21 protein-coding genes and 1 tRNA gene are annotated in these 21,547 nt (G+C 59.7%); 11 read left to right on the forward strand and 11 right to left on the reverse strand.

From position 1 onward, the window contains the following. Positions 1–38 precede the first annotated feature (38 nt). From MWU53_RS04130 to MWU53_RS04160, 7 genes are all read left to right on the forward strand, one after another. Entirely contained in the window at positions 39–926 is an 888-nt protein-coding gene (locus tag MWU53_RS04130) for an MBL fold metallo-hydrolase (protein WP_247090768.1), read from the forward strand. A 9-nt stretch (positions 927–935) separates the two neighbouring features. Then, positions 936–1,265, forward strand: a complete 330-nt coding sequence (locus tag MWU53_RS04135) for a TIGR01244 family sulfur transferase (RefSeq protein WP_247090770.1) — start codon at positions 936–938, stop codon at positions 1,263–1,265. Positions 1,266–1,312: 47 nt separating this feature from the next. Continuing rightward, on the forward strand, positions 1,313–3,055 hold the full coding sequence (sulP, locus tag MWU53_RS04140; protein WP_247090772.1) for a sulfate permease: 1,743 nt from the start codon (positions 1,313–1,315) through the stop codon (positions 3,053–3,055). 108 nt (positions 3,056–3,163) lie between these two features. Next, the gene (locus MWU53_RS04145) at positions 3,164–3,931 is read left to right on the forward strand and encodes an SDR family NAD(P)-dependent oxidoreductase (RefSeq protein WP_247090774.1); all 768 of its coding nucleotides are present in this window, start codon (positions 3,164–3,166) and stop codon (positions 3,929–3,931) included. A 68-nt stretch (positions 3,932–3,999) separates the two neighbouring features. Further along, positions 4,000–5,007, forward strand: a complete 1,008-nt coding sequence (dusA, locus tag MWU53_RS04150; protein ID WP_247090776.1) for a tRNA dihydrouridine(20/20a) synthase DusA — start codon at positions 4,000–4,002, stop codon at positions 5,005–5,007. 8 nt (positions 5,008–5,015) lie between these two features. Continuing rightward, the gene (locus MWU53_RS04155) at positions 5,016–5,840 is read left to right on the forward strand and encodes a sulfite exporter TauE/SafE family protein (protein WP_247090778.1); all 825 of its coding nucleotides are present in this window, start codon (positions 5,016–5,018) and stop codon (positions 5,838–5,840) included. Further along, positions 5,834–6,634 (forward strand): hypothetical protein, encoded by an 801-nt coding sequence (locus MWU53_RS04160; RefSeq protein ID WP_247090780.1) that lies wholly within the window; start codon positions 5,834–5,836, stop codon positions 6,632–6,634. The genes MWU53_RS04155 and MWU53_RS04160 overlap by 7 nt, the downstream gene beginning before the upstream one ends. Here the strand turns inward: MWU53_RS04160 and MWU53_RS04165 are convergent. The 8 genes from MWU53_RS04165 to MWU53_RS04195 form a co-directional block, all read right to left on the reverse strand. Further along, positions 6,621–7,112, reverse strand: a complete 492-nt coding sequence (locus tag MWU53_RS04165) for a thioesterase family protein (RefSeq protein WP_247090782.1) — start codon at positions 7,110–7,112, stop codon at positions 6,621–6,623. The genes MWU53_RS04160 and MWU53_RS04165 overlap by 14 nt on opposite strands. Before the next feature lie 33 nt (positions 7,113–7,145). After that, positions 7,146–7,219 (reverse strand) — tRNA-Gly (locus MWU53_RS04170). Positions 7,220–7,270: 51 nt separating this feature from the next. Continuing rightward, entirely contained in the window at positions 7,271–9,313 is a 2,043-nt protein-coding gene (locus MWU53_RS04175) for an ASKHA domain-containing protein (protein WP_247090784.1), read from the reverse strand. A gap of 114 nt (positions 9,314–9,427) precedes the next feature. Beyond that, positions 9,428–10,597: a CoA transferase gene (locus MWU53_RS04180; protein ID WP_247090786.1), complete on the reverse strand. Its 1,170-nt coding sequence runs from the start codon at positions 10,595–10,597 to the stop codon at positions 9,428–9,430. Positions 10,598–10,800: 203 nt separating this feature from the next. Continuing rightward, positions 10,801–10,926, reverse strand: coding sequence for a hypothetical protein (locus MWU53_RS15920; protein WP_281501303.1), 126 nt, complete (start codon positions 10,924–10,926; stop codon positions 10,801–10,803). Between the two features lie 237 nt (positions 10,927–11,163). Next, the gene (locus MWU53_RS04185) at positions 11,164–12,237 is read right to left on the reverse strand and encodes a methyltetrahydrofolate cobalamin methyltransferase (RefSeq protein WP_247090788.1); all 1,074 of its coding nucleotides are present in this window, start codon (positions 12,235–12,237) and stop codon (positions 11,164–11,166) included. Positions 12,238–12,243: 6 nt separating this feature from the next. Continuing rightward, positions 12,244–13,182 carry a methylenetetrahydrofolate reductase gene (locus MWU53_RS04190; RefSeq protein ID WP_247090790.1) on the reverse strand — a complete coding sequence of 313 codons (939 nt, stop codon included), beginning with the start codon at positions 13,180–13,182 and terminating at the stop codon, positions 12,244–12,246. 26 nt (positions 13,183–13,208) lie between these two features. Then, the gene (locus tag MWU53_RS04195) at positions 13,209–13,505 is read right to left on the reverse strand and encodes a virulence factor (protein ID WP_247090792.1); all 297 of its coding nucleotides are present in this window, start codon (positions 13,503–13,505) and stop codon (positions 13,209–13,211) included. Positions 13,506–13,798: 293 nt separating this feature from the next. Here MWU53_RS04195 and MWU53_RS04200 point away from each other — a divergent pair, with 293 nt between their 5' ends. From MWU53_RS04200 to betB, 3 genes are all read left to right on the forward strand, one after another. After that, positions 13,799–14,911 carry a Ppx/GppA phosphatase family protein gene (locus tag MWU53_RS04200; protein WP_247090794.1) on the forward strand — a complete coding sequence of 371 codons (1,113 nt, stop codon included), beginning with the start codon at positions 13,799–13,801 and terminating at the stop codon, positions 14,909–14,911. Beyond that, the gene (locus MWU53_RS04205) at positions 14,911–15,672 is read left to right on the forward strand and encodes an RlmE family RNA methyltransferase (RefSeq protein ID WP_247090796.1); all 762 of its coding nucleotides are present in this window, start codon (positions 14,911–14,913) and stop codon (positions 15,670–15,672) included. Before MWU53_RS04200 ends, MWU53_RS04205 begins: the two co-directional genes overlap by 1 nt. A 167-nt stretch (positions 15,673–15,839) precedes the next feature. Beyond that, on the forward strand, positions 15,840–17,294 hold the full coding sequence (gene betB, locus MWU53_RS04210; protein ID WP_247090798.1) for a betaine-aldehyde dehydrogenase: 1,455 nt from the start codon (positions 15,840–15,842) through the stop codon (positions 17,292–17,294). Between the two features lie 62 nt (positions 17,295–17,356). Here betB and MWU53_RS04215 read toward each other — a convergent pair whose 3' ends face one another. The 3 genes from MWU53_RS04215 to MWU53_RS04225 are packed head-to-tail and all read right to left on the reverse strand — an operon-like array spanning position 17,357 to position 20,772. After that, on the reverse strand, positions 17,357–18,568 hold the full coding sequence (locus MWU53_RS04215) for a multidrug effflux MFS transporter (RefSeq protein ID WP_247090800.1): 1,212 nt from the start codon (positions 18,566–18,568) through the stop codon (positions 17,357–17,359). 5 nt (positions 18,569–18,573) lie between these two features. Beyond that, a complete protein-coding gene (locus MWU53_RS04220) occupies positions 18,574–19,242 on the reverse strand; it encodes a DsbA family oxidoreductase (protein ID WP_247090802.1) in 669 nt (222 codons plus the stop codon). A 54-nt stretch (positions 19,243–19,296) separates the two neighbouring features. After that, positions 19,297–20,772, reverse strand: coding sequence for a class I adenylate-forming enzyme family protein (locus MWU53_RS04225; RefSeq protein WP_348647023.1), 1,476 nt, complete (start codon positions 20,770–20,772; stop codon positions 19,297–19,299). 147 nt (positions 20,773–20,919) lie between these two features. Here MWU53_RS04225 and MWU53_RS04230 point away from each other — a divergent pair, with 147 nt between their 5' ends. Then, complete coding sequence (locus MWU53_RS04230) at positions 20,920–21,546, forward strand: XRE family transcriptional regulator (RefSeq protein ID WP_247090806.1); 627 nt, start codon at positions 20,920–20,922, stop codon at positions 21,544–21,546. Position 21,547: the final 1 nt, after the last annotated feature.

Here is a 21,547-nt window from a genome sequence, read left to right on the forward strand (position 1 = left end):
TCCGGATCCCAATCCGGGCCCCAAGGAAAGGACATGTCATGACTGACTATCCCGTAAACACCGACCTGATCCCCGAAGTGAAAGCCTTCTTCGAGCCGGATTCGAACACGATTTCCTATGTGGTCAAAGATCCGACCTCGGATGCCTGTGCGGTGATCGACAGCGTCATGGACATCGATTACGCCGCTGGCCGGATTTCGCACGAGCACGCGGATGAGATCATCGACTATATCCAGTCCAATGGGCTAAAGCTTGAGTGGCTGATCGAAACCCATGTTCACGCGGATCACCTGTCGGCAGCGCCCTATATCCAGCAAAAGCTGGGCGGCAAGATCGGCATCGGCAGCCAGATCACCGTTGTGCAGGACGTGTTCGGAAAGGTCTTCAATGAAGGCACCGAATTCCAGCGCGACGGCAGCCAGTTCGACGCCTTGTTCGAGGACGGTGACACCTACAAAATCGGCAATATGGACGTATTTGCCATGCATACGCCGGGCCATACGCCCGCCTGTATGGTGCATGTGGTCGGGAATGCCGCATTCGTGGGCGACACACTGTTCATGCCGGATGGGGGCTCGGCCCGTGCCGATTTCCCGGGTGGGGATGCGGGCATCCTATATGACTCGATCCAGAAGGTTCTGGCATTGCCGGACGAAACCCGTCTATTCATGTGCCACGATTACGGCCCCAATGGCCGTGACATTCAGTGGGAGACCACCGTGGTAGATGAAAAAGAGCACAACATTCACGTTGGTGCCGGAAAGACTCGCGAAGAGTTCGTGAAGTTCCGTACCGAACGGGACGCTCAACTGGATATGCCACGCCTGATTATTCCTTCGCTTCAGGTCAACATGCGTGCGGGCGAAATGCCCCCCGCAGATGAGGACGGAAAAACCTTCCTGAAGGTTCCCGTTAACGCGCTTTAAGAGGTTCCAATGCAAACCAAGAAACTGGATGACACCATCACGGTGTCGCATCAGATTGCGGTCGAAGATGTGAAAGCCATCCGCGATCAGGGATTTACCGTCCTGATGTGCAACCGCCCGGATGGTGAGGATCCCGGTCAGCCGTCATGGGAAGACGTCAAGACCGAGGCCGAGGCTGCGGGCTTGAAGGCCGTCTTCCTGCCGGTGGCATCGCGCGAAGACGCCATCGCCATGAAAGAGCCGTTCCAGGCTGCGATGGAAGCTGCGGACGGCCCGGTTTTTGCCTATTGCCGGACCGGTACGCGCTGCGAAATTTTGTGGACCCTCGCAAACAGTTAATCCGGTCTGGTATCTGCCAACCGGTTTGAAATAAACGGAAATTTGCCATGAACGTGATCAAGGCTATGGCGGCGCGTGGCGCTGCCCTGGGACAATTTGTGCCTTTGCTGGACTGGGGGCGCCGCTACGATCAGGGGGCGTTTTCGGCCGACTTGTTGGCAGCGGTGATCGTCACGATCATGCTGATTCCGCAGTCTTTGGCTTATGCACTTCTGGCGGGTCTTCCGGCCGAGATGGGGCTCTATGCCTCGATCCTGCCCTTGGTCGCCTATGCAATTTTCGGAACGTCGCGGGCGCTGGCCGTTGGGCCGGTCGCAGTGGTCAGCCTGATGACCGCTGCCGCGGTCGGGAACCTCGATCTGCCCAGCCAAGCCGACTATATCGCCGCCGCGATCACTTTGGCCTTTCTATCCGGCCTGATCCTGCTGGTCATGGGCGTGTTCCGTTTGGGCTTTCTGGCGAATTTCCTAAGTCACCCGGTGATTGCTGGGTTCATCACGGCTTCGGGCCTGCTGATCGCCACCAGTCAGCTGAAGCACATTCTTGGGATCGAGGCGCATGGCCATTCCCTGATCAACCTGTTTGGCTCGCTGTTTGCACATCTGGGGCAGACCAATCTGATCACGCTGGTGATCGGTGCAGCCTCAGTCGCGTTCCTGTTCTGGGTGCGAAAGGGGCTGAAACCCCTGTTGATGTCCCTTGGGCTTGGTGACCGTCTGGCCGGCAGTCTGGCCAAAGCAGGTCCCGTGGGCGCCGTGGTGGTGACCACATTGATCAGCTGGGGCTTTGATCTGCAGTCGAAGGGCGTTGCCATCGTGGGCGACGTGCCACAAGGCCTGCCGCCCCTGACCATGCCCAGCTTTGATGCGGATCTGTGGACCAGCCTGTTTGGCTCGGCGCTTCTGATCTCGATCATCGGCTTCGTTGAATCGATCTCGGTCGCGCAAACGTTGGCCGCGAAGAAGCGCCAGCGCATCGTGCCGGATCAGGAACTGGTGGGCCTTGGCGCCTCGAACATCGCAGCGGCCATGTCCGGCGGCTATCCAGTCACAGGTGGCTTTGCCCGCTCGGTCGTGAACTTCGATGCAGGGGCCGAAACCCCAGCCGCCGGGGCCTTCACGGCCATCGGTATCCTGCTGGCCGCCATGTTCCTGACCCCGCTTCTGTATTTCCTTCCAAAAGCGACGCTGGCCGCAACGATCATCGTGGCGGTGCTGGGGCTGGTGGATTTCCACATCCTGAAAGCCACATGGCGCTATCACCGCGCGGATTTCACCGCGGTTCTGGCCACCATTCTGCTGACCTTGGGCTTCGGGGTTGAGATTGGCGTATCTGCAGGTGTCGTCCTGTCGATCGTACTCTATCTTTACAAAACCTCGCGTCCGCATATCGCCGAGGTCGGCTTGGTGCCGGGCACCCAGCATTTCCGGAACATCGACCGGCATAACGTACTTACTCATCCCGAGCTGGTCACGCTGCGGCTGGATGAAAACCTCTATTTCGCCAATGCGCGCTATATCGAGGACTATCTGCTAGAGCGCACCGGTCGTGGAGGGTTGAAACACGTGGTCCTGATGTGCTCGGCGGTGAACGAGATTGACCTTTCTGCCCTTGAAACGCTGGAAGAGCTGGAACGGCAGCTTTCTGACAGCGGCATCACGCTCAGCTTGTCCGAGGTCAAGGGCCCGGTGATGGACCGTCTGCAGCGCACCGATTTTCTGGTTCACCTGTCCGGTGATGTCTATCTGACGCAGTACGCGGCAATGCGCGCGCTGGGGCCAGTGAACTAGACTGTGAACTAAGGGCGACGCTGCGTCATCTGGGGCAGGGCGGTCGGATTTATTGAACGCTTGTGCAATTCTTGCTAGGGCCGACCCAACAGTTACGGAGGGTTCCCCATGCAGATTACTGAGAACACCGTTGTCACCGTCTCGGGCGGGGCATCTGGTCTGGGCGGCGCAGTCGCCGAAGCGTTCGCCGCCGCAGGTGCCAAGGTTGGCATTTTCGACCTGAATGAAGAGGCCGGACAGGCCATGGCCAAAAAGCTGGGCGGTGCGTTCGCCAAGGTGGACGTGTCAGATGCCGCCTCGGTGGCCGAGGGCTTCAAGACGCTGCGCGCGGCCTTGGGACAAGAGCGCGTGATGGTGAACTGTGCGGGCATCGCACCCGCCGCCAAGACCCAGTCGAAGGGTGAACCGCATGACGCGGGTCTTTATGCCAAGGTCATCGGCGTGAACATGATCGGAACGTTCAACTGCGCTTCTCAGGCGGCAGCGGGCATGGCGATGGCCGACCCCGTGACCGACGACGGCGAGCGCGGCGTGATCGTCAACACCGCCTCGATCGCGGCAATGGACGGCCAAATCGGCCAGCTGGCTTACGCGTCCTCGAAGGGTGGCGTGGTAGGCATGACCCTGCCCATGGCACGCGACCTGATGCGCGACGGCATCCGCGTGATGGCCATCGCTCCGGGCATCTTCAAAACACCGATGGTCGCCGGTCTACCGCAAGAGGTTCAGGACAGCCTTGGCGCTCAGGTGCCGTTCCCGTCGCGCCTTGGCGACCCGGCCGAATTCGCCGGCATGGTCCGCCACATCGTCGAAAACTCGTTCCTGAACGGCGAAGTGATCCGTCTGGACGGCGCTGTGCGCATGGCGCCGCGCTAAACCCAATTGGCCGGGGGCGGGCGACCGCCCTCTGGCATCCCGCGCGCGGATCGCCTATGTAGCGCGCGATGAATACGCAATCGAACATACGCCACGCGGCCCGCCTGTCGGTCGCTCCGATGATGGACTGGTCCGACCGTCACTGTCGGTATTTCCACCGGCTGATGAGTCGTCATGCGCTGCTGTATACAGAAATGGTCACTGCGCCCGCCTTGGTGCGTGGGGGGGCGTTGCATCTTCTGGACTACAACGTCGAGGAACACCCCGTGGCGGTACAGCTCGGCGGGTCGGACCCGAAGGAGCTGGCGGTGGCCACGAAACTGTGTGTTGAACGTGGCTATGACGAAGTGAACCTGAATGTAGGTTGCCCGTCGGACCGCGTGCAGTCAGGCACGTTTGGTGCGGTGTTGATGCGTGATCCGGGACTGGTCGCCGATTGCATGGCCGCGATGAAGGATGCCGCGCAAGACGTTGAAGTTACGGTAAAATGCCGCATTGGTGTGGACGAGCAAGAACCCGAATTGGTGCTGCCGGACTTCCTTGAAAAGGTCCAAGCCGCAGGTGTCAGTCGCTTCACCATTCACGCGCGCAAGGCTTGGCTTCAGGGGCTCAGCCCGAAAGAAAACCGGGACATCCCGCCTTTGGACTATCCGCTGGTTCACCGCATGAAAGAGACGTTTCCGCATCTGCACCTGTCGATCAACGGCGGCATCACGACGCTGGATGAAACCCGCGCGCATCTCGAGGTCATGGACGGTGTGATGATCGGGCGGGCGGCGTATCACGACCCGGCAACTGTGCTGCTCGACGCGGATCAAGTGATCTTTGGCGACACCACGCCAGCGCGTACGGCGCATGAGGTTGTCGAGGCGATGTATCCCTATATCGAAGCGCGCTTGGCCGAAGGCATCCGTCTGCATTCGATCACCCGTCATATGCTGGGCATTTTCACCGGTCGCCCCGGTGCGCGTAAATGGCGGCGTATCCTATCCGAAGGGGCGTCGAAACCGGGGGCAGGGGTTGCGTTGGTCGCCGAAGCGCTGTCATCTGTGCCTGAACACGTCCCTGCCGACTGAGGCCGTCTATGCCTGATCTCTCAATCCTTTTGCCCATGACCGCGCTTTTGGCCGCGATCGGGGCCTTTGCAGGCGTCTTGGCCGGACTTTTGGGCGTGGGCGGTGGGATCGTGCTGGTCCCCGCATTCTTCTATGCGTTCTCGGCGCTGGGGTATGGCTCCGACCAGTTGATGCAGATCTGCCTGGCGACCTCGCTTGCGACGATCATCGTGACCTCGGTCCGGTCGGTCCTGTCGCACAACAAGAAGGACGCGGTGGATTGGGACATCCTGAAGGGCTGGGCGCCGGGCATTGCAGCAGGCGCGCTGATCGGGGTGATCATCGCCTCGGGCCTGAAATCTGTTGTTTTGCAGGCGATTTTTGGCGTTCTGGGCCTGTGTATCGGTGCCTATCTCGGCCTAGGGAAAGCCCATTGGCGTCTGGCCGAGGATATGCCTAAAGGTCCAAAGGTTGCGATGTTTGCACCGGTTCTGGGATTCCTGTCGGTCCTGATGGGGATCGGAGGCGGCAGTTTCGGCGTGCCCCTTTTGACCCTGCACGGGCGCCCCATTCACAAGGCCGTGGCGACGGCAGCCGGGTTTGGCGTGCTGATCGCTGTGCCTTCTGTCCTTGGGTTTCTCTTCGTTCAAATCGACCCAGCTGGACGGCCCCCTTGGACCATCGGGGCCGTGAACATTCCTGCCTTCGTGCTGATCGTGTCGATGACGCTGTTCACCGCCCCGTTGGGTGTGAAGCTGGCCCACGCGATGGATCCGAAACCGCTGAGACGCGTGTTTGCGGTGTTCCTGACGCTGGTGGCGTTGAACATGCTGCGTAAGGCGGTGGGATGGTAGGCACTCTGCGCGCAAAGTTTGATCGCCAAGGCTGGATAACGTTTCCCTATGACGAGGCGATCGCGCGCTGGGTTGAACAAGTCTATCCATTGGCACTTGAAGCACGCAGAGATCCCGAACAGATCGCGACTTGGCTTAGGTCAGGCGGCACGTGGTTTGTTGGGGTGAACGCCATCGATAATGACGGGCAGGGACGCGTCGGGGAGGGGCCCGCGCTGACCGGATCCTTGCGCGCGTTCATCGACGCCCGCTTTGGCTGGCATGATCTGGATCGGGCGCAGGTGTCGATCACCTATCCAGGCTATCCCCAGCCTGATCCGCACGAGACAGAGGCCGGGTTTCGCTATCGCCGAGACCGGGACGCCGCGCATCTAGACGGGTTGAAGCCCGAACTGCCGGGCGGTGGGCGCTGCGTGGCCGAGGCACATGCCTATGTGATCGGCATCCCCCTGACCCGCACGGATGACCGCGCCAGCCCGTTGGTTTTGTGGCCGGGCAGCCATCTGATCATGAGCAAAGCGATGCAAGAAGCGTTCACGGGCGTGCCCGCCGACCAAATGCGGCGCCATGACATCACCAAGGCCTATCAGGCGGCGCGGCGCGACGTGTTCGAGACCTGCCCGCGCATCACGGTTCACGCTTTGCCCGGCGAGGCCTATTTGCTGGATCGCTTCACGCTGCACGGCGTTGCACCATGGCAGGACGGGGCAGAGGCCCCAGCTGAGGGGCGTATGATTGCCTATTTCCGTCCGGATATGCCCGGCGGTGTGTCCGACTGGCTTACCCTGCCTTAGTGGCGCCGTCCGCCGTCAAAGCAGCTATCACTGCGGGACTGAGTGGGCGTTTTGTCTTCCCATCCTGCTCCAGCGTGACAATCACAGTCTCGCCCGAACAGCGCAGCTCGCCCGTGACCCAGACCCCGTATTCCAACACGAACGAGCTGTTGCGGAAGGTTGTGGCGCGCGCCGTAACGACGAAGGTTTCGCCCAGAAACATGGGTTTGAAATAGCGGGCCGCGTTGGTGGCAAGAACGACCTGCGGATCGTTTTCCGAATTGTAACTGGTGATCGCATGGGCGTTGAAATAGGGGATGCGCAGATCCTCGAACCAGCGCAGATAAACGATGTTGTTCACATGATTCAGTGCGTCAAGTTCGTGAAAGCGCACGCGGTCCGCTTGTCCGAAATTCCAGCCCTCGGGCACACCAGCTATCTTCAACTGCTGGGCGTTCAGGGGGGTGACCAAGGGGATGTTTGGAAGCGGATCAGACATGAAAACCTTGGTCAATCACTCACTGTGCGGGATTGGAGCGGGTGAAGGGAATCGAACCCTCGTCGTCAGCTTGGGAAGCTGCTGCTCTACCATTGAGCTACACCCGCCTTATCCCCTGAGCTATGCCAAGGGGCAGGGAAGTTCAAGCGCTTATCGGTCTATCCCCGGCGACGACGGCGGCGGCGTCCACCTCCGTCTTCATCCCCACCACCTGTGTTGAAGCTGGGTTCGGGCAGATCGACCACCGAGCGCAGGATCGGGAATGGGTCCGAGGAGTTCGGCATGGCCGAGGCGTTGACGAAATGCTCTTGGAACTTGGCTTCCACCGCAGTCTCGATCTTGGTGATTTTGCGGACGGTATCTTCGATTTCGGCCCGCGCGGCACGATTCAGCAGCGCAATGCGGGCACCGGTGCCCGCGGCGTTGCCTGCCGAGGTTACTTTGTTCAACTCACAATCCGGGATCATGCCCAGAACCATCGCGTGTTTGGCCGAGATATGTGCGCCAAACGCGCCAGCCAGCACCACGCGATCCACCTTGTCCACGCCACGTTTGTCCATCAATAGGCGTGCACCGGAATAGAGCGCGGCCTTTGCCATCTGAATGGCGCGGATATCGCCATTGGTGACGGTGATCGGCTTTTGATCCTCGTCTCCGTCCCACAGGCGATAAGCATTCGTGCGCCCATCTGCAATGCAGCGGTCGGTACCGGTCTGTTCAGCCGAGCCGATCAGACCACCAGCATCCACAAGCCCAGCCATACGCATCTCAGCGATTACCTCGATAATGCCCGAGCCGCAGATGCCAGTCACGCCTGTGACGGCTGTCGCCGCGGCAAAGCCGTCTTCGTCGGACCAGATGTCCGAGCCGATCACACGGAAGCGTGGCTCTTTGGTGACCGGATTGATCTCGACCCGTTCGATTGCCCCCGGCGCAGCACGCTGGCCCGCACTGATCTGCGCGCCTTCAAAGGCCGGGCCCGTGGGGGACGAACAGGCCATAACGCCGTCCTTGTCGCCCAGCAGGATTTCCGCGTTGGTCCCCACATCCACAACCAGCACAAGATCTTCGGACTTGTCCGGTGCTTCGGACAAAGCCACAGCCGCGGCATCCGCGCCCACATGGCCAGCAATACATGGCAGCATGTACAGGCGGGCAAGAGGGTGGATGGTGAGGTCCACATCCGTGGCACGTAAGCGCATTGCATCGGACGTCGCCAGCGCGAAAGGAGCTTGCCCCAACTCAAAGGGGTCAATGCCAAGGAACAGGTGGTGCATGACCGGATTGCAGACCACGACCACATCCATGATCAGGTGCTTGTCGATTTCGGCGTCCGCGGCAATTTGAGTGAACAGCGCGTTCATGCCTTCGCGTACGGCCTCGGTCATTTCCTGCGCGCCGCCCGCGTTCATCATAGAATAGCTCACGCGGCTCATCAGGTCTTCGCCAAAGCGGATTTGCGGGTTCATCAGGCCCGAGGACGCGACGACCTCGCCGGTCGACATGTCACACAAATGCGCGGCGATGGTGGTGGATCCAAGGTCCACGGCCATGCCATAGACGCTGCCCTCGTGATAGCCGGGCCAAAGATGCATGACGCGGGGCGGGTTTTCTTCATCGCCCAGATGGACGGCAACGGTGACCTTCCATTCGCCCTTGCGTAGGCAGGGTTGAAGTATTGAGAGAATGTGAAGATCGGCGCGTACACCTTTGATTTCCCACTGTTCCTCAAGTGCGGTGACGAGACGCTCCAGATCACCCGAGGGTTCGTGCATGTCTGGTTCTTCGACCTCGACATAGTAAAGTTTAACCACGGGATCGAGCGTGATGTCACGGGCCTCGGCCCGTTTGCGGACCACTTGCTTGTGCACCTGACTTTCAGGCGGCACGTCGACCACAACGTCACCTTGCACCGTCGCCTGACAGCCCAGACGGCGCCCTTTTGGCAGGCCGCGAATGTCGTCATAGCGCTGTTCGACCTTGTTCCATTCGGACAGAGCGTTTTCTTCGACGGTGACGCCGTGCTTCGGGAACTCGCCAAAGCTAGGGGTGACCTGACATTTCGAACAGATGCCTCGGCCGCCACAGACCGAGTCCAGATCCACGCCCAACTGGCGGGCAGCGGTCAGAATGGGGGTGCCAACCGGGAAACGGCCCCGTTTGCCGGAGGGAGTAAAGATGACCAAAGGATCCTGAGACATTGCGCGCGTCTTTCCTGTTGATTTTCCATCAATTTAGGCGACACACCGGCATGCGCAATGCCTGCATGCGGCATAAATGGACGGGAAACGCCGTTTTTTACCCGCGCGTGGCAATCAACGCTCTTGTTCGGCCAGCCAATCCAAGATTGCGGTGCGATCCCCGTCTAAAAGAGGCGCTGCGCCGCGATCCTGTGTGTCGTCCAAACTGCTCATCTTAATGGGGTTGCCCGCCGCGACGAAGGGCTTGCCCCCATCGGGGGTGGATAGGTGTTTGATCATGTTGCGCGCCAGAATCTGCGGGTCCTGCATGGCCTCGGCAACGTTTTGTATTGGGGCGCAGGGAATGCCCTCATCGGTCAGAAGCTCTAGCCAATGCGCGCGAGATTTTCCAAGGGTTACGGTCTCGATCCGACGGCGCAGAAGCTGCACATTTTCACAGCGGGCGAGGTTGTTGGCGAATTCGGGTCGGGTCGCCCATTTCGGTTTGCCAAGCACATTACACAGCTTTCTGAACAGAACATCGTTGCCGCAGGCGATGACCATAAGTCCATCAGCCGTGTGGTAGGTCTCAAACGGTGCGATAGAAGGATGGCGTGCGCCCGAAGGTTCCGGCGGAATGCCAGTCTCGCCAGTGATGGCGATGGCGTGTTCGATGATCGCCAGCTGGCTGTCCAGCATCGCCACATCAACTTTCTGGCCCTTGCCGGTCTTTTCGCGCTGGTACAATGCGGCCAAAAGTCCGTGCCCTAGAAACATGCCCGCTACGATATCGCCGACCGAGGCCCCCACGCGCACCGGCTCGCGGTTCTTTTCACCCGTGATCGACATGACCCCGCCGCGCGCCTGCACCACCATGTCATAGGCGGGTTTCAATGCGTCGGGGCCGGTATGCCCAAAGCCCGACACCGCGCCATAGATCAGATGCGGATGGCGTTCTGACAGCGTGTCATAGCCATAGCCGAGACGTTCCATGACGCCGGGGCGGTAGTTTTCCATCACCACGTCGACCTGTGCCAGCAGCCGTTCGAAAACCGCGCGATCGGCGTCGTCCTTCAGGTTTAGGGCAATCGACTGCTTATCGCGGTTGATGGTCGCGAAATAGGCGCTGTGCCCGTTGCGAAATGGCGGGAAATGCCGTGTGTCATCTCCGATTCCGGGCTGTTCGACTTTGATCACCTTGGCTCCCAAATCGGACAGGATCATCGAGCAGTAGGGACCGGCCAGTACATGGGTTAAGTCAAGAATGGTGATCCCCTCAAGCGGGGTGTGCGTGGATGTCGACACGATCAATGTCCTTCTGTTCGCGGTTTCTGTGGACAGTTAGCGTTCGCGTTATGGTGGCTTCTTTGCGGGAAATCAAAGCGTCTGAAACTGTTTTTGCGCCAACCGCAAGAAGATTACAGACAGGCTCATGCGTGCAGGGAAACCCGACAGATGGGCAAAAAAAAGCCCGCGACTGGCGCGGGCTTTTTCAGGGGACACCACCATTACATGGGGTTGCCCATTTTGTCATAAGTAGGCTCGGCGACGACGACGGGCTCGGGTTCCGGCGCAGTGGCGCAGGCCGCAAGGGTGGTCATCGCAATCAGAAGAAGCGTTGCTGTAACTTTCATGGATATAACTCCGATGTTTTGTGTTCAAAAACGGTACTGTAAATGTCCCGCGCTCCCCGAAACATCGACCTTTAATGGGCGGAACGGCGAACACTTTTGATGATAGGCAAGATGAATTGGGACGCAAGCCCGAGGGCGTCAATCCACGGGTTCTCTATGGTATTTTGGTATCTGATGTGTATCTAAAGTAGAAGGCCCGCCAGATTGGCGGGCCTTTTGTGTGTTTGCTTCTAGCCGTTAGCCCCGGCGACGACGACCACCACGACGGCCACCAGCAGCACCCGCGGCTCCGGCATTGCTCGAGTTGAACTTGATCCACTCGGCCCCGCCTTCGTCGTTGTTGGTCAGGAAGTTGGCGGCGCGGATGGCCTCCATTTCCTTCCCGGCCTTGGGCTTGGTCGAACCCAGACCGAAGACCTGGCAGAAGGTCTCGTCATCCATGTCAGCCGGGATGATGATGCCTTTGGCCTCGATCTCGGCTTTCTTTTCGGCCAGCTTTTTGGGGCCAACGGGCAGGGCAATCGGGTTCATGATCGCCGAGGTCATGCCAGTGGCCATCGCCATCGGCAGGAACGCGTTGTTGATGCCGTGACGGTTGGGCAGACCGAACGAGATGTTGGAGGCGCCACAGGTGGTGTTCACACCCAGCTCTTCACGCAGGCGGCGGTTCAGTTCGAACACCTGCAGGCCAGCTGTGCCCATCGCACCGATCGGCATGACCAGCGGGTCCACCACGATGTCATGCGCCGGGATGCCGAAGTCTGCAGCGCGTTCGACGATTTTCTTGGCGACGGCAAAGCGCACTTCAGGGTCTTCCGAAATGCCCGTGTCGTCGTTCGAGATCGCAACAACGGGGACGTTATATTTCTTGACCAGCGGCAGAACCAATTCCAGACGTTCTTCTTCACCGGTGACCGAGTTCAGAAGCGGGCGACCTTTGGCGGCTTCCAGACCTGCTTCCAGCGCACCGGGAACCGACGAGTCGATGCAGAGCGGGCAGTCGGTGACGGCTTGCACGGTTTCGACCAGTTTGCGCATCAGGTCCGGCTCGACAAAGTTGTTGTCGGCATAACGCGGATCTTCGGCCATTTTGTTCGAGAACACGGCGCCCGAGTTGATGTCCAGAATGGTCGCGCCGGCGGCAACCTGTGCCAGGGCGTCGGCTTCAACGCGGCTGAAGTCGTCGCGCTCCAGCTCTTCGTTCAGGATTTTGCGGCCAGTCGGGTTGATGCGCTCGCCGATCACGGAAAACGGCTGGTCAAAGCCGATGATCGAGGTCTTGGTCGCGCTTTCGACGATGGTACGGGTCATTCTTGATTATCCTTTGGTCGCGTTCACTGGGGCGGTGTTGTCTCCGCCATGCTCGATGGCCCAGTTGGCATTGGTCCTGATCCCGCCCAGCGGGAAGAAGTGCACCTGGGTGATGTTGAAGTCGGGGTTGGCGGCCTTGTGCAGCGCCAGATCGTTTAGAACGTCGTTCGGTTCGTGCGGCAGCAGCAGCTTCGACACGTCCTTGGCGCGCTTTTGCAGCACTTTCAGGGACGGGCCCACGCCGCAGGCAATGGCGAACTTGATCATGGTCTGAAGTTTGGCTGGACCCGCGATGCCGATATGGATCGGAAGGTTCATGCCGCGCTCGGCCAGTTCGTTGGCCCATGCAATGACCGGCTCGGCCTCGAAGCAAAACTGGGTGGCCAGCGCCATCTCGGCGTCGGTGCGTTTGGAAAACTCTTGCTTCCAATCCAGCGCCGCATAGGTGTTGGTGCGACCGCCCTTGGGGTCGATATCCAGATTCGGCTCGGGGTGACCGGCCACGTGCAGATTGGTAAAGCCTGCCTGATCAAACAGGCCAGTTTCCAAAAGCTGCATCGAACTGTCAAAATCGCCAATGGGCTGGGCAACGCCGCCGGCCAGGATCAGGCCCTGCTTCACGTCGGCTTCGCCATGGTACTGGGCAATCCAGTCGGCCAGCGTGGCTTTGTCCTTGATGATGCGCGCCGGGAAGTGCGGCATCGCGTCGAAGCCTTCTTCCTTCAGGCGCTTTGCCGTGGCGACCATGTCTTCGATCGGCGTGCCTTCGATATGGGCGATATAGACCCGCGTGCCTTCGGGCAGAAGATCACGGAAATCTTCGACCTTGCCCGCCGTGCGCGGCATGACTTCAATCGAATAGCCCTTCAGGAATGCCTGAAGTTCGGGGGATGCGGCATTGGCCTGACCATCGGTCGGCTTCTTGCGGAAGTTCAACAGCGCCATGGCTGCCTCCTTGATAGAGGGTGGGATCAGGCCCATCCGTCGTTGCCAATCAGAGCGCGCAAACGCTCGTTGTCATATTCCGCGTCCAAACGCGCAGCCTCGGCCGCGGCGATCTCTTGCGGGTCACCTTCGACAGAAAAAGGGTCTGCCTTGCGCCATTCCGCCAGATAAGCGTCGCTGTCTTTCGCGTTCACCTTCATGGCGGCCCGGTCAATGGCCTGTTCGAACCGCTCGGGCAGAGGGGCTTTCGACCCACGGCGGCCTTTGCCCACGATCACCTGGGCGGGGATGTCCCTCCAGTAAACGATGGTGACGTCCGGCATTGCGATTCTCCCTTTTCTTCGTCCTCTATACGTAGTCGCGCTTGCCCATCGCCTTGTGTCGATTTTCGACACGCCGCGTTTCACAAGCGACTTCACAGGCTTCATAGGCTCGCGTTCATACGATCCGCGCCGAAGGAATACGAAAAACAACTGAAAGAGACCATGCCGCCCGCCGTGAAATCCTTTCATGTTGATTATGACATCCAAGTGTTACATTTGCCGCCCGGCAGGGATTGCCAGCACTGGTCATGCACCCTATCTTGGGGATAACTCGAAAATGGAGGGCGTGATCAATGGCGCCCAAGCGTCCCAAAGGTGCGGGCGTGTTCCCGAAAGCGGTAGAAGCCCCCGTGCCATCCCCCGTGGATCCGGCCAGCCTTTATGCGGCTCTGGATCTCGGTACAAATAGTTGTCGCATGCTGATTGCCCAGCCAAAGGGCAGTCAGTTTCATGTCGTGGACAGCTTCTCGAAATCGGTGCAGCTGGGCCGTGGTCTGGAAGCGTCCGGGCGTCTCAGCCGTTCATCCATGTCGCGCACCATCCAAGCGCTGCGCATCTGCCGTAAAAAGCTGATCAAGCATGATGTAAAACGGATGCGGCTTGTCGCGACCGAGGCTTGCCGTCGTGCGACCAACGGCAAGGCGTTCATGGCCAATATCCGACGCGAAACCGGGTTGGATCTTGAGATCATCAAGCCCGAGGAAGAAGCGCGTCTGGCCGTAGTGTCCTGCGCGCCCTTGGTGTCCACCAAGACCGAACAGCTTTTGGTGGTGGATATCGGCGGTGGCTCGACGGAACTTGTCTGGATTGACCTGTCGAAAGTCCCCCCCTTGGACCGCGCGCAGTCCATCATGCGGATGGGGCGTGGGTTCTCTGGTGGTGTGGGCGATTTCCCAGCGGCCAGCGTGGTTGATTGGATTTCCGTCCCACTGGGCGTGGCAACCCTGCGCGAGATGTTTGACGATGTGGAAGACGATGCAGGCCGCTATGCCCTGATGTCGGTTCATTTCGAAGAGCAGCTGGCCGATTTCAGCCCCTTCTATCACGAACCGCCGCGCGAAGGCTTCCAGATCATTGGCACCTCGGGCACGGTGACGACCGTCGCTGCGACCCATCTGGGGCTGCGCCGCTATGACCGCACCCGCGTGGATGGGTTGCGCATGACGTCAGAACAGATTGAACGCGTGATCCAAGGCTATCTGGCGATGGGCCCCAAGGGGCGTCGCGTGAACTCGCATATCGGACGGGATCGGCAATCGTTGATCATGTCCGGATCGGCGATTTTGCAGGCGCTTTTGCGTGTCTGGCCGACTGATCGCTTGTCAGTTGCGGATCGAGGCCTTAGAGAAGGCATCCTTTATTCTCAAATGTCCTCGGACGGCGTGTTGGAAGGCGGACCTTTCTGATGTCTCAAGACGATGGTAATTCCGGCGGCTCCCAAGGGGGCGGCAACAAGTATTCGAAACGCACGCGCAAAAGCTCGGGCCGGGGTCAACGCGACCTGACCGTTAAGGTGAAAACCGCGCGCGGTCGGCGCAGTTCGTCGACCCGTTGGCTGCAGCGCCAGTTGAATGATCCCTATGTGCAACGCGCTCAGGCCGAGGGATATCGTGGTCGCGCAGCCTATAAGATCATGGAATTGGACGATAAATTCCGGTTTCTTGTGAACGGCGCGCGGGTGGTCGACCTTGGCTGTGCTCCGGGTGGCTGGGCGCAGGTCGCCGTGCCGCGGATCAACGCGTTGGGCGAAAAGTCCGGCAAGCGCATCGGCACCTATCTGGGTGTGGATTTGCAAGAGGTCGAACCGCTGGCCGGTGCCCGGTTCGAGCAGCTGGACTTCATGGAAGACGACGCCGATCAAGTGGTGCGTGACTGGCTGGGTGGCAAGGCCGATGTGGTGATGTCTGACATGGCGGCCGCCAGTTCGGGCCACAAGCAAACCGACCACCTGCGCATCATCTCGCTATGCGAGGCCGCAGCCTATTTCGCGTTCGACGTGCTGGACGAAGGCGGCACTTTTGTCGCCAAGGTTCTGGCAGGCGGGGCAGAAGGTGAACTTCAGAAATTGTTGAAGACAAAGTTCAACAAGGTGATGAACGTAAAGCCGCCCTCAAGCCGCTCGGACAGCTCGGAGAAGTTCGTGGTCGCGATGGGCTTTAAGGGCTGATCTGCCTCAATATTGCCAATTTGAGTTTAGAGTGCGTTGCGTCAACGGCGCGCGCTGCCCTTACTCTGTCGCCTTTTGAATAGCCGCCCGGTGTCACATCTGACACAACCGGATCAAACTGAACTGACGCCCCGCCCGATTGCTGGGGAAAACTGGAAAGGTGCAATATGCGCGCACAACCTCAAGCCAGCCATTTCATCAACGGCGCTTACGTGGAAGACACCGCCGGAGCCGAAATTGACGTGATCTTCCCTGCCACCGGCGAGGTCATTGCAAAACTGCATTCCGCAACGCCTGCGATCATAGAACAGGCAATCACCTCGTCGCTGGCCGCACAGGCCGCTTGGGAAGCCATGACCGGGACCGAGCGGGGCCGCATCCTGCGTCGCGCAGCGGATATCATCCGCGAACGCAACCACGACCTGTCGGTTCTGGAAACGTTGGACACCGGTAAACCCTATCAGGAAACCAGTGTGGCGGATGCAACCTCGGGCGCGGATGCGCTTGAGTATTTCGGCGGTTTGGCAGGGTCTCTGACCGGCGAACACATCCAGATGCCGGACGGAGATTTCGTCTATACTCGCCGCGAAGCGCTTGGCGTGTGCGTGGGCATTGGTGCATGGAACTATCCCACCCAGATCGCCTGCTGGAAGGCGGCGCCTGCGCTGGCTTGCGGTAATACCTCGATTTTCAAGCCGTCGGAAACCACGCCGCTGTCCGCGCTGAAAGTGGCCGAGATCATGATCGAAGCCGGCGCGCCTGCGGGCATCTTCAACGTCATTCAAGGGTATGGCGATGTGGGTGCTGCGTTGGTCACCGACCCGCGCGTGGCCAAGGTGTCGCTGACCGGATCAGTGCCGACGGGCCGCAAGGTCTATGCCGCTGCTGCCGAAGGCATGAAGCATGTGACCATGGAGCTTGGTGGCAAATCTCCTATGATCGTCTTTGACGACGCGGACGTAGACAAAGCCGTGTCGGGTGCCATCTTGGGCAACTTCTATTCCTCAGGACAGGTCTGCTCGAACGGGACACGTGTGTTCGTGCAGAAAGGCATCAAGGAAGCCTTTCTGAAACGCCTTGCCGAACGTCTGGAAAATGCGGTTATCGGTGATCCTCTGGACCCTGAAACTTCGTTCGGGCCGATGGTTAGCGAAGGGCAGTTGAACATCGTCATGCACTATATCGAGAAGGGCAAGGAAGAGGGCGCGCGTCTGGTCTATGGCGGAACGCGGATCGAGGGCGACGGCTTCTATCTGCAGCCCACCGTCTTTGCTGATGTGACTGACGACATGACCATCGCGCGCGAGGAAATCTTCGGCCCCGTTATGTCTGTTCTGGATTTCGAGGACGAGGCCGAGGTCATGGCTCGCGCCAATGACACCGAGTTCGGTCTGGCTGCCGGCGTCTTCACCAACGACCTGACCCGCGCCCACCGCGTGGTTGCCGGGTTCGAGGCAGGCACCTGCTATATCAACACCTATAACGACGCGCCGGTCGAAGCGCCGTTCGGCGGCTCGAAAGCCTCGGGTGTGGGGCGTGAAAACTCGAAAGCGGCGATCGAACATTATTCCGAGCTGAAGACGGTCTATGTCCGCCTCAGCGATCTGGAAGCACCGTTCTAAGTCTTTCTGCATAAACGAAAATAAAGCCGCCCAACCACATGGCTTAGGCGGCTTTATTTGTTTTAATGGTCGTTCTTGCGATCAAACTGCATCAGCGCCAGCGCTAGGCCAGAACAGATCGTGACACCCGTCATCAGGGGAAGGGGCGTGCCGTTGAAGGCCAGCCCGATGGGCGCGGCAATTGCCATCGCAGCTACCGTCGGAAGCGCGCCAATAAGTGCGCTGGCGGTCCCGGCAACATGTCCAAGAGGTTGAATGGCCAGCGCGTTCAAGTTGCCGAAGCTTAGCCCGTTCAGGAAGAACAGGGTCGTGGCCCAGAGGCAGAAGATGACCAGTGCACCATGTCCTTGCGGCTCGTACACGCACCAGAAGGTCAGGGTTAGACCTGCCAGAACCGTCTGCGTGGCAAAGCCCGCTTGCGCCAAGCGGCGCATCCCAATCCGCATCACCAGCCGCGCGTTCAGAAGGCCTGAAGCCGCCGAGAAAACGGTAATGAGTGCGAAATAGACGGGCCACTTCGTACCTGCGCCCAACACGTCGACAAAAATCTGCTGTGCGGAGCTGATGAAGGCGATCAATTGGGCGAACGCAAAGGTGATCACGCCCATATACAGCAGCGTGACGCGGCTTTTCATAACGATTGTAAAGGCTTCCAGTGTCGGTCGCGGAGATAGCGGGCGACGGCGTTCTGGCGCCAGTGTTTCGGGCTGGCGCAGAAGGAACCATGTCAGAATGGCGATGGCCAACAGAATATAGGTGGTGAACATATGCCGCCAGCCAAAGCCCAGAACCACCCATTGTCCGATCAACGGCGCGACGGCTGGGACGAGGACGAAGAAGGTAAAGGCCATCGAGTTGACCCGCGCCATCTGCCGCCCTTCATAGAGATCGCGGGTCATTGCCATACCACAGGTGCGCGGGCCAGCGGCGCCCATTCCTTGGATAAAGCGCCAAAACAAAAGAGCCTCGAGCGATTGTGCCCAGAGGGCTGCGAAGGCCGCGGCCATGTAAAGCAGCATGCCCAGTGCCAGAGAACACCGTCGCCCGATCGAGTCAGACAAGGGGCCGAAGATCAGTTGCCCTGCGCCTGCTCCGATCACAAAGGAACTGATCAGAAGTTGTGCGCGGTTTACATCTTCAGGGACCAGCAACGAGGCGATTTCGGGCAAGGCTGGCAGGATCGAGTCAATCGAGAACGCCACCATCGAAAACAGGGCCGCCATCAGCAGCACGTATTCCCGCAAGCGCAATGGCTCGACTGGAGGGTTCCTCATGATCCTCACTGAAGAGGCGTTCCACTCTGAACGTCATCAGCATCCAACTGGGCTGTGATGTCGTCAATGATTTGTTGCCACAGCTTGATGGGTTGCGCGCCGGGCACCACGTGCTGGTTTGCGATCAGGAAGGTCGGGACCGAATTTACGCCTTTGCTGCGTGCGTCCATATCGCGGGCCAGAAGGTCGCTGGCATCGGCGGACGAGGCCAGCAGGCGCGCGACCATCTCGCCATCCATTCCTGCACTTGCAGCGACGTCGCACAGTACGTTGATTTCGCCAAGATCGCGACCTTCCACGAAATAGGCACGGAACAGGCGATCGACCACGGCGTTCTGCTTGCCCTCAAGCCCCGCCCAATGGATCACGCGATGCGCGTTCATCGTGTTCGGCGTGCGCTTGATGGCTTCCAGATTGATCTCGACACCCGAGGCGGCGGCTTCTTCGATCACTGGCATATAGGCTTTCACGGCTTTTTGCTGGCCGCCAAATTTGGTTTCCAGATAGGTGCGACGATCCATGCCTTCGGGCGGCATTTCAGGGTTCAGCTGAAAAGGATGCCACTGCACCTGAAACGGGTGGTCAGGGCGGGATTCCAATGCAAAATCTAATCTCGCTTTTCCGATGTAGCACCATGGGCAAATCGGATCAGAGAAAATGTCCAAACGGATCATATGGTACTCCTACAGAGGTAAGCTCTATCTGGGATTGATAGGTTTGGGAAGAGGTCACGTGACTTCATCGCCGCGCGCATCAACCGACAGGCGTAAAGCTGCTCGTGACAGTTTATTATTCGTGGATCGCGGCAGGCTGTCGATGGGCCGAAACAGCCGCGGGCATTTGTAGTGGGCCAGATGGGCATGGGCATGTCGTGATAGCTCGTCGTCGGATATCGGGGCTTTCGTAGGGATATAGAAGCACCCGATCACAGATGCATCCGCCTTCACGGAAACTTCAACGCAAGCGGCTTCGCTGATGCTGGGATGTTGGGCCATGACGGATTCGACCTCGATCGGGGATACGCGATAGCCGCCCGCATTCATGATGTCGTCAGACCGCCCTTCATAGCTGAACGCGCCGGTTTCGGACATCGAGGCGCTGTCGCCGGTCAGAAACCAGTCGCCCAGAAACTTCACGGCGGTTGCGTCGGGCGCGTTCAGGTATTCCAGCATCAAGCCGGGGTCGCTGCGGTGGATGGCAAGCGTGCCTGCGGTGCCCAAGGGAACGGGCGTGCCGTCTGCGTCAACCACGGCCAAATGCCGCCCTGCCTGTCCAAAGCCCAGCGCGCCGTCTGGCGCAGGCCGTGTGGGCGAGCCAGAGATGAAGGTCGAGCATTCAGACATTCCGAACGCCTCGTGAATGGGGGTGCACGTCTGATCTACCCATCGTGCGCGCGTGACGTCAGGAAGTTTTTCGCCTGCAGACAGACCGTGGCGCAGGTTGGGTAGCGCGGGAAGGTCGTTTTTCAGCATCTGTCGATAGACGCCGGGGGCCGCAGCAAAGATGCTGACGTGTTCGCGGCTGAGCAGCGCAGACAGGTCGTCAGGCGTGCTGCCCGCCGCCGGGATCAGCGCCGTTGCGCCGACAGACCACGGGTCCATCAACCCGGTACCCAGTGTATAGGTCCAGTTGAAGGCGCCTGCGTGCATCACGCGGTCGGCTTCGGTGATCCCATACCACCCGTCCCACATCATCTGCCGCGCCCAGATCGCGCGGTGAGCGTGCAGTACGGCACGCGCTTGGCCTGAGGTGCCAGAGGTGAAGATGATATAGGCGGGCCGTTCTGGGCTACCTTGGTGATAGGCGGCCGGTGGCAGATCGGTGAAGCCGTGCAGGATCTCGGTATCAATCGCATTGCATTGCGCAGGATCAGGCAGGGCGATACCGGGATCGGCGATGATCAGCGCAGGTGCGACCAGATCGGTCATGCGCGTGATTTCGGACGTGGTTAGCTGAGACGAGCTTGGGATCGGCACCAGACCGGCGGCAATGGCCCCCAGAAAGCCCAGCGGGAAGTCTACGGTGTTGCCAAGGCGAAGCAGTACGCGCTCTCCGGGTTGCAGGCCTTGGTTCAGAAGCCCTGTCGCGACACCCCGCACAGCGCGCTCTAACTGTGCATAAGTCCAATGCGTGTTTGGTGCGTCGCAGGTCGTTACAATTTCTAACGCTGTCTTGTCGTACAGACGCTCTGCGTGCTGCAGCACGTACTCTGCCATATTGAAGGGCGATGGCGCTTGTGCAAGCGGAGAGGAGGGCGTGAGTTCCGAGATCATCATCCTGATGTGCCAAGGGATGGCCACAGATGCAACCCGCGTGGTTGCATCATCGCAGATTGTCTGTATTCAAGGGGCATGACCAAAGCCAACCCACCCAGCCTGATCAAGCTTGCCCGTGAAACCGGGGAAGATTTGCCCGATCCCAGCCCGCTGAATCTGGGCGAGCGTGTGCGCGAGCTGCGCAAATCACGCGGTTGGACGCTGGAGCAGGCCGCGGGGCAGGCGGGTCTTGCACGCTCGACCCTGTCGAAGATCGAGAACGGCCAGATGTCGCCTACTTATGAGGCGCTGAAAAAGCTTGCCGTTGGGCTTGAGATCACCGTGCCGCAGCTGTTCACCGCGCCCAAATCGGCGCAGGTGTCTGGCCGGATGGCGGTGACCAAGTCGGGAGAGGGCGCATCGCACCCCACCACAACCTATGAACACGAGATGCTGGCAGGCGCGCTGACCAAGAAGTCCATGCTGCCTTACCGCGCCCGCGTCCGTGCCCGCTCGTTCGACGAATTTGACGGCTGGGTCCGCCATGATGGCGAAGAATTCCTTTATGTCCTGACGGGCGCCGTACGTCTGATCACCGAGTTCTATGAACCGGTCGAGATGCGTCGCGGCGACAGCGCCTATTACGATGCCTCGATGGGGCATAACGTAATTTCGGTCAGTGAAGAGGACGCGTTGATCCTGTGGGTGACCTCGCTGACCTAGG

The sequence above is a fragment of the Aliiroseovarius sp. S1123 genome (assembly GCF_023015885.1).
In the GTDB taxonomy this organism is placed as follows: domain Bacteria; phylum Pseudomonadota; class Alphaproteobacteria; order Rhodobacterales; family Rhodobacteraceae; genus Aliiroseovarius.